This is a genomic window from Candidatus Cyanaurora vandensis, from assembly GCF_013285555.1.
Taxonomy (GTDB): Bacteria; Cyanobacteriota; Cyanobacteriia; order Gloeobacterales; family Anthocerotibacteraceae; genus Cyanaurora; species Cyanaurora vandensis.
This window is the reverse complement of the sequence record NZ_JAAXLT010000047.1, coordinates 1-7715: the sequence shown is the minus strand read 5'-3', so window position 1 is coordinate 7715 and position 7715 is coordinate 1. Positions and strand designations below refer to the sequence as shown.

Here is a 7715-nt window from a genome sequence, read left to right as displayed (position 1 = left end):
GCCCCCAACCGCGCCCAACGCCGTCGCACCCAACGCCGCCCATGATGCGCTACTGGTGTGCCCTCCTCCTCGCCTTCCCCGTCTCCGCCCAACCCCTCGCGGGTAAAGTCAACCTACAGGGCAACCTCGGCCCAATTCCCGCCACCACCGGGGTCATCTACGTCGTCCCCGACACCCCCGAGAACTGGCAACAACTCAATGGCTTGGCGCAACGGGCGGGCCGGTTTGCCGCACTAACCCGCTACACCGCAACCCAAGTGCAGACCATGGAGACCCTCTATAATTTCAACGTCGCCCAAGAGCGGCTCAAGGGCCTCTTGAATCGGTTGGTCCTGGTCGCCCGTGACCGCGCCCAGCAGGTACTCTCTTTAGAGAATGGACAATTTGATAGTCCCCAAGCTCCTGAGGCGGTCATTCTCGTCGTCAGTGCCCAGGCGACTCCAGTTATTGAACCCCCGGTGACGTTAGCGGGTTGGTGGATGCTCCGCACGGTTAGCACCACGGACCTCGAATTCAACCAAGGCCAGCAACTCTATCAAGTGGGTATTCCCAAGTCCGTCCAAACTCCCACGGGGTCTAGCTTGGCGTCCCCTTAAGCCCACAACCGCAGCTACACTTGGATCACCGCCGCTAGGACTTCCATGAGTTTTTGGAAACGGCTTTTCCCAGGCACCGAAGCCACAGAGGATTCCCCACGGGACACTGACCGGATCACCTTCAGTACTGACCGGGCCATTGATATTTACGAATTAGAAGAGCTCTGTGACGCTGTGGGTTGGTCCCGCCGTCCGCTCCGCAAGGTGAAAAAGGCGATTGAATGCAGTTTTTGTGTCATCGCCATGTACGAAGAATACCAGGACCGCCGCCGCCTGATTGGTTTCGCCCGCGCCACCTCTGACCATGCCTTCAACGCCACAATCTGGGATGTGGTTGTCCACCCCGACTGTCAGGGCCGGGGCATGGGCAAATCCTTAATGGACCGCATCATTGCCGAGTTACGCAGTGCCGACATCAGCAACATCACCCTTTTCGCCGACCCCCACGTCGTAGATTTCTACCGCCGCCTCGGTTTTATGTCCGACCCCGAGGGCATCAAAGGTATGTTCTGGTACCCGGATTAAGGCACGCGCGATGTGCCTCTACGGTTTTGTTGGGGGTGTTGCAGATACGTGAGAATAACCCACCGCACAAGCTCTTCACCACCACTCCCCAGAGGACACAACTCAACCGCTAGCATTGCACAATAGAAAAAGCGCAAAAGGAACTCGATGGCATTACGGGGACTGGTCCGGCATTTACAAAACTCAAATTTTATCTACGAACTCGCCGGACAACTACAAAAACAGCGTAAAGTTACCCTCCGTGGTGCCAACCGCCTAGGCCGTGCCCTCGCCGCCACCGCCCTCGCCCGCCATACCGGACAACCCCTGCTCCTCATCGTCCCCACCCTAGAAGACGCTACCCAATGGAGCCTGCACCTCGAAACCATGGGCTGGCCCGTCGTCAACCTCTATCCCACCAGTGAAGCCTCTCCCTACGAACCCTTTGACCCCGAAGAAGAACTGACCTGGGGCCAACTACAGGTGTTGGCCCTACTCTGTCACCCGCCGAGCCAGTGGGCCATCGTCACCACCGACCGCGCCCTCCAACCCCACCTCCCGCCCGTAGAAGTTTTTAAACAGTACGAGCAACACCTAGAACCGGGTGATGAACAGGCCATCCTGCCCTTGACCGAACGGTTAACCGAGCTTGGCTACCAACGGGCCAGCCAAGTCGAGCGCGAGGGCCAGTTCGCCCGCCGGGGCGATATTTTGGACCTCTTCCCGGTCGCAGCGGAGATGCCCGTGCGCCTGGAGTGGTTCGGGGAACAATTGGAGCGCATCCGTGAGTTTGACCCCGCCACGCAACGTTCCTTAGATGCGATTCCAGGCTTGGATTTGACGGCGGTGAGCTTTGGGGCGATGTTGCTACCCCGCTTGCAAGCCCTGACCGAGGCGGAAATCCCGCCCAGTCTCCAGGCCAGCTACCTAAGCCATGTCCAAGCGGGTCAGGTCCCCGAGGGTTGGCGCAACTGGTTGGGGTTGGCCTTCGACCAGCCTGCTTCACTAGTCGATTACCTCCCTGCCCATACCCTTGTTGTCCTGGATGAACCCGCTATCTGTGCCCTCCACTGTGACCGCTGGGTGCAGAGTGCCGAGGAACGCTGGCAACCCCTCCAGCCCCTCCCCCGCTTACACCGTGCTTTCGGCGAGTGTGTGCAGACAATTACAAGTTTTAGCCAAGTGCAACTGACGGAAGTGAGTCCAGGGGCGGGTCAATTGGGAGGCCGGGGCCTCAATTTCATTCCCCATCAGTTCGCAAGCATGGCGAAGACCCTCCGCGAACTGCGTCAAGACGGGTTTAGTGTGTGGATTTTGTCAGCCCAGCCCTCGCGCACCGTCTCGCTCTTCCAGGAACACGACTGCCCCGCCCAGTTTGTCCCCAACCCCCAGGATTACCCGGCCCTGACCCGCTTGGTGGAGGACCGCACCCCGATTGCCCTCAAGTATTCAGGCTTGGCGGATTTCGAGGGCCAGATCCTCGCCACCCTCAGAATTGCCCTCGTGACCGACCGTGAACTCTACGGTCAGCACGTCCTCGCCACCGCGAGCTATATCCGCAAACGCCGCCGCGCTGCCTCCAAACAACTGGATTTACATAAACTTAAACCAGGGGATTTCGTCGTCCACCGCCAGCACGGGATTGGGAAATTCACCAAACTCGAAACCCTTGATATCAGTGGTCAAAGCCGCGAATACCTGACCCTCCAGTATGAAGACGGGCTGTTGCGGGTGGCAGCGGACCAGATTGCCTCCCTCAGCCGTTACCGCACCGGGGAGAATGGTGCCCCTGCCCTATCCAAACTCTCTAGTAAAACCTGGGAGCGCGTCCGCGAAAAAGTCAAAAAAGCGGTCAAAAAAATCGCCTTTGACCTCCTCGCCCTCTACGCCCGCCGCGCCCAAGAGACGGGCTATGCCTTCCCTCCCGACCAACCCTGGCAACAGGAACTCGAAGAATCCTTCCCCTACGAGCTAACCCCCGACCAAGCCAAGGCGATCCAAGAGGTCAAACGTGACCTAGAATCCCCCCGCCCCATGGACCGTCTCGTCTGTGGCGACGTGGGTTTCGGTAAAACCGAAGTGGCATTACGGGCCGTCTTCAAAGCCCTGGTCAGTGGCAAACAATGCGCGGTCTTGGCCCCAACCACCATCCTTACCCAACAGCACTACCACACCTTCCGGGACCGTTTCGCACCCTACCCAATCCGTTTGGGCTTACTCAACCGCTTTCGTTCTCCCCAGGAGCGCAAGGAACTGTTGCGACAACTCAAGTGCGGGGAGCTAGACCTCGTGATTGGCACCCACCAACTCTTGAGCCAAGAGGTCAAGTTCAAAGATTTAGGTTTGTTAGTGATTGATGAGGAGCAGCGGTTCGGGGTCGCCCAAAAGGAGAAGATTAAACTTTTTAAGGCCAAGGTAGATGTTCTGACCCTGACTGCCACCCCCATCCCACGCACGCTCTATATGGCCCTCTCCGGGGTCCGCGAAATGAGCATTATCGCCACCCCGCCGCCCTCGCGCCGTCCGATTAAAACGAACCTGAGTGTCTACAGTCCCGAGGTAACCCGCACCGCGATTATGCAAGAACTCGAACGCGGTGGTCAGGTCTTCTATGTCTACAACCGTGTCGAAGGCATCGAAGAAGCCGCTGGTCGCCTCCGTGAACTCGTCCCCTCGGCCCGCATTGCCCTGGCCCACGGTCAGATGGACGATGGTGAACTCGAAGCGGCGATGCTGGCTTTTGCGGAGGGCAGTCAGGATGTGATGGTCTGTACCACGATTATCGAGTCAGGGCTGGATATTCCCCGTGTCAATACGATCCTGGTTGAGAATGCCAACCTCTTTGGTCTAGCCCAGTTGTACCAATTGCGGGGCCGGGTCGGTCGCTCTGGGGTCCAAGCCTACGCGTGGCTTTTTTATCGTCAAGAGGAAACCTTGTCCGATACTGCCCGTAAACGTCTCCGCGCCATCCAGGAATTCACCCAACTCGGCTCGGGCTACCAACTGGCGATGCGCGACCTGGAGATCCGGGGTTCCGGCAACCTCTTGGGCAGTGAACAGTCCGGTCAGGTCAATTCCGTCGGGTTTGATCTCTATATGGAGATGCTAGAGGAAGCGATCCGCGAGATCCGGGGTCAAGAGGTGCCCCAGGTGGACGATACTCAGATTGACCTGAGCCTGACTGCCTTCATCCCCGCCACCTACATCGCGGATACGGAACAGAAGATGTCCGCCTACCGCCAACTCGCCGCCCTCGATGACCTCAAGGAGTTACACCAACTCGAAACCGACTGGATTGACCGTCTCGGCCCGCTCCCGGTCCCGGTTCAACAACTTTTCCGGGTAATGACCCTCAAGCTCCTGGCGCGGGGCAATGGCTTCTCCCGCATCCGTCCCGAGGGAGCCAACATCGTGCTTGAGACCCAGATGGCAGCCCCCGCTTGGGAAAAACTGAGCGGCAATCTCTCTAGTGCCATCCGCGCCCGCTTCGTCCACCAACCGGGTAAAGTCACCGTCAAGGGCCTAGGTGCAGTGAAAACCGAGGTTCAACTAGAGTCCCTGACCACTTGGCTCGGTCAATTACAAGGAGTCCGAGTGGCGGGTTGAAGTAAAGTCCATCAAAAAAGCCTAAGCTTTTAATTAAAGGAGGATACATGGCTAACATAACCCTGGAAATCCCCGCAGAAATCTTCTCCACCGCCAAACACTCTCCAGACGAGTTCGTGCAGGATTTACGACTGGTCGCGCTTATTTATCTTTACCGATGTTCAGAAATCTTCTAGGACAAAGTCGTCCAGAAGTGAAATTTTAGTAGGCGCATCGGCCTGAAAAACGATACGCGAGTGGCGTAAGAATACCTCTTAATTTGGTAAAGGTTAAAGAATGCCCCCATTGGCTTGGATGTTCTGTCCGGTCACCCAATGAGCATCCTCACTCACCAAAAAGGCCACTACCGCTGCCACATCTTCGGGTTGTCCCAACCGTCCCAAGGGCGTTTGTCCAATTAATTGCGCCACGGCTTCCGGCGGCATAATCAACCCGTCTGTATCGGTCACGCCTGGAGAGACGACATTGACGGTGACCTGACGCGGCCCAAGCTCCTTAGCTAAGGCGAAAGCAAGCCGTTTAGCAACTGCCCGTCCAATTCCCCGCGACGAAGCCGTGATGATAGCGACTTTTCCAGTTAACGATGTCATGGTCTTCATCCTCAGCCGATGTTTACGGCGGTTCCTGCTCTCACCAATTTAGGAGCCAAGGGTACACGCTCGCTAAGTCTTGAGACAGACGCCCATGCAGCTATGCAAAGTAGAGAAAATTTTGGGTTGGGTGGGGTTCGAACCCACGACCAGTCGGTTAAAAGCCGAATGCTCTACCACTGAGCTACCAACCCGTGTTCAGCCTTTGTTATGATAACCCAACTGACGATGGATTAGTTCCCCCCGATGCAGCGTGAGCGACGAATTATGAAAATACGCCTAGCTATTCTGGGATTTGTATTATTCAATACACGTAGAAATCCTTGTCCCACGGGGATGAGCGTTTCTCAGGAGAGGGATTGACGCAATTAACAAGCTCAACGAACCGCGCTAATCGGTTGTACTCCTGGTCTTGCCCAGGAGTACGATCCGCTAGGTCTGTTAGGGCTTTGCTTGGGCTGCCGGTTCTGCTTTCTTAGCGGTGTCAGCTTTTTTAGCACAGCAACAAGACATCCCGCTAGCCTTCATCGCATCGGGTTTTGCCTCGCTCCCGCCCTGCGGCATCTCCATAGTTTGGGCCAATTCTTGGGCCTGCACGGTTTGGAATGCTGCCGCTGACACGACCAACAGTAAAAAGACGAATTTGCTCATTGACCATCTCCGTGATGCTAGCCACCCGAGTCGAGCAACTAGACTTAGTTTCCATTAACTCTAAGGTCTACAGGCAGCTATAGAGTCAAGTACCTTGGTCAAGCGTTCGCTGAGATATAATCTCTACCTCATCAATCAGTGAGCAAATTCTACCGTCAGCAATGCTAGTGGGCCGACTAGCCCAGCGGTCGCGATAAACCTCTAATTCGCTCTTGAGCGATTGCATTTGTAGAAGCTGCACTTCGAGGTGAGCAATCTTGGTATTGAGTAGTTCCTGGACTGCTGTACAGGGTGGACCTTCAATCGCAAGTACCTGCCGGATCTCAGTCAAGGAGAACTGGAGGGCCTGCGCCTTCTTGATGAAGTACAGCCGTTCTAGCGCACCCTGGTCATAGTGGCGGTAACCGCTCTCGCTGCGGCAAGTGGGTTTGAGTAACCCGAGGGTTTCATAATAACGGATAGTCCCGACCGCTACACCCGCCCGCTCAGCTAACGCTCCAATTTTCATCATGCTGACTGCTCAGTCGGTTCGCAATGCGGTAATCGGGTCGAGTTGGGCAGCGCGACGGGCCGGGTAGACGCCAAAAAATGCTCCTACCGCAAAGGCCACGGCAAAGGCGAGGCCGATGGAATCCAGCGAGATAATCGTCTCCCAACCCAGGGCATTGCGGATGATAAACGTCGCCCCGACGCCCAGCGCAATCCCCAGTAACCCGCCCGTCACTGAGAGGACAATGGCTTCAATTAAAAACTGCCACAGGATATCTTGTGACCGTGCGCCGATGGCTTTGCGGACGCCAATCTCACGGGTACGCTCCGTCACTGAGACCAACATGATGTTCATAATCCCAATCCCGCCCACCATCAGCGAAATCGCCGCCGACCAACCCAGCAACGTCGTAAAAATTGCACTGCTGGTACTTGCCGCATCCACTAAGTCCGCCTGGGAGCGCAACTGGAAATCCGTACTGCCGTGGCGCAACCGCAACAGGTTGGTGATCTGAAACTGAGCGGCTTCCATTTGTTCCGCACTCTTGGCTGAGACCGCGATGGAGGAGAGCGAGATCCCGTTGAGCGAATTGTTCCCGACCACCCGGCGGGCCATGGTCGTCAGCGGGATTAACACTTGGTCGTCCTGGTCCTGGAACTGGGTCGCCCCTTTATACTCCAAAGTCCCAATCACCAAAAAGTCCTCACTGCGAATCCGAATCGTCTTCCCTAGGGCACTCTCAGCCGTCAACCCTAAACTGTCCACCGTGGTCTGACCCAAGAGGGCGACCCGTTGCTCCTGGTTCACTTCGAGTTGGTTGAAGAAGCGTCCAGTCAAGGGCAAGAAGTCGCGCACTTGTACATACTCTGGGGTAGTGCCCACGACGCTGGTATTGGTGTTGGCCCCGGCCCAGACCACTTGAGCGCGGGTGTTGAGGGTGGGGGCGACGGCCTCGACGGCTTGGGCAGTACGGGCGATGGCTTGGGCATCCTCTAAGGTCAACGTTGTCGCTGAGCCGACCCCCTGGGAGGCTGAACTGCCGACATTGGCGACCCCATTGCGGACAAAGATTAAATTCGCGCCCAAAGACTTGAACTGACGTTCGGCCTGGGCCTGGGCACCGCGTCCAATCGCAACCAGGGCAATCACGGCGGCTGTCCCCATGATCACGCCGAGCATCGTCAAGGAAGCCCGTAAACGGTTGGCAAGCAGCGATGACCACGCGAGGCCCAGGGTCTCGCCCAAGTCCATGGTGCGGCGGCGGGGCGGGGTCAGGGG

General features: G+C 57.0%; 8 protein-coding genes and 1 tRNA gene. 4 read left to right on the top strand and 5 right to left on the bottom strand.

The window, feature by feature from the left end:
• The 4 genes from HFM78_RS02895 to HFM78_RS02880 all read left to right on the top strand — a co-directional run.
• A partial coding sequence (locus HFM78_RS02895; RefSeq protein WP_287127915.1) for a hypothetical protein occupies positions 1-596 on the top strand: 596 nt, incomplete at its 5' end.
• 45 nt (positions 597-641) lie between these two features.
• Positions 642-1121, top strand: a complete 480-nt coding sequence (locus HFM78_RS02890; RefSeq protein ID WP_287127914.1) for a GNAT family N-acetyltransferase — start codon at positions 642-644, stop codon at positions 1119-1121.
• A 147-nt stretch (positions 1122-1268) separates the two neighbouring features.
• A complete protein-coding gene (mfd, locus tag HFM78_RS02885) occupies positions 1269-4706 on the top strand; it encodes a transcription-repair coupling factor (RefSeq protein ID WP_287127913.1) in 3438 nt (1145 codons plus the stop codon).
• 47 nt (positions 4707-4753) lie between these two features.
• On the top strand, positions 4754-4882 hold the full coding sequence (locus tag HFM78_RS02880) for a hypothetical protein (protein ID WP_287127912.1): 129 nt from the start codon (positions 4754-4756) through the stop codon (positions 4880-4882).
• A gap of 93 nt (positions 4883-4975) precedes the next feature.
• Here HFM78_RS02880 and HFM78_RS02875 read toward each other — a convergent pair whose 3' ends face one another.
• From HFM78_RS02875 to HFM78_RS02855, 5 genes are all read right to left on the bottom strand, one after another.
• Entirely contained in the window at positions 4976-5296 is a 321-nt protein-coding gene (locus tag HFM78_RS02875) for an SDR family oxidoreductase (protein ID WP_287127911.1), read from the bottom strand.
• Positions 5297-5418: 122 nt separating this feature from the next.
• Positions 5419-5490, bottom strand: a tRNA-Lys gene (locus tag HFM78_RS02870).
• A gap of 247 nt (positions 5491-5737) precedes the next feature.
• Complete coding sequence (locus tag HFM78_RS02865) at positions 5738-5947, bottom strand: hypothetical protein (RefSeq protein WP_287127910.1); 210 nt, start codon at positions 5945-5947, stop codon at positions 5738-5740.
• Between the two features lie 85 nt (positions 5948-6032).
• Positions 6033-6458 carry a MerR family transcriptional regulator gene (locus tag HFM78_RS02860; RefSeq protein WP_287127909.1) on the bottom strand — a complete coding sequence of 142 codons (426 nt, stop codon included), beginning with the start codon at positions 6456-6458 and terminating at the stop codon, positions 6033-6035.
• Between the two features lie 9 nt (positions 6459-6467).
• Positions 6468-7715, bottom strand: a 1248-nt coding sequence (locus HFM78_RS02855; protein ID WP_287127908.1) for an ABC transporter permease, incomplete at its 5' end; no start/stop codon positions are given.